At 46.1% G+C, this 831-nt stretch carries 1 protein-coding gene; it reads left to right on the forward strand.

Annotated elements, in window-relative coordinates; all coding sequences use genetic code 11:
* On the forward strand, nucleotides 1–533 hold a 533-nt coding region (locus L976_RS01775; protein ID WP_047533614.1), incomplete at its 5' end, for an alanine:cation symporter family protein.
* Between the last annotated feature and the right edge of the window lie 298 nt (nucleotides 534–831).

Genomic DNA, 831 nt, shown 5'->3' on the forward strand with positions numbered 1-831 from the left:
GCTTAGGCAGTGCGCCCATTGCTGCGGCTGCGGCAAAAACCAATGAGCCCGTCGAGCAGGGCTTAGTGAGTATGACTGGCACCTTTTTCGATACTATTATCATCTGCACTATGACGGGATTAGTGCTTATCATCACTGGGGTATGGAGCGGTGACACTGCGGGCGCGGCCATGACCAGTGCGGCGTTTAGCTTAGGTGGCTCCGCGGCCATCGGCCAGTATTTAGTCACTATCGCCTTGGTCTGCTTTGCGTTTACGACCATTTTAGGCTGGCATTACTATGGTGAACGTTGCTGGTACTACTTAGTGGGCGAGCGCGGGCTGCGTGCCTATCAAATCTTGTTTTTAGGCCTGATTGCTGGTGGGGCTTTTATCAAGTTGGATGTGATTTGGTTACTGGCTGATACGGTAAATGGCTTAATGGCCATACCTAATTTGATTGCGATTATTGGATTGCGGCACATTATCATTGCTGAAACCCAAAGCTATTTTGTTCGAACATTCACTAACCGTACGCTAAACCCTGTTTATTAATGTTGTGAAAACAATATATTAGTTCACATTATTTTAACTTTGAGATTGTCGCCACAGCGTTCTTCGTTTACTTTATAAGAGCTACCCCAAAAAGGGGGGGACTTAAAACGGGGGCTTTGAGGCGACGCCATGGATAAAAGTAAACTTCGTACTTTCCGCAGCAAAATTTTATCCCATATTGCGCTGCCTTTGATTCTTATCATGGCGGCCGTTTATGGGATTACTTCATGGTTTAATTATCTTTCCCTTGAAAAGCGGCTTTACGATCATTTAGCTCAACAGTCGGCACATTCAGAGG

Source organism: Shewanella sp. ZOR0012, assembly GCF_000798835.1.
In the GTDB taxonomy this organism is placed as follows: Bacteria; Pseudomonadota; Gammaproteobacteria; order Enterobacterales; family Shewanellaceae; genus Shewanella; species Shewanella xiamenensis.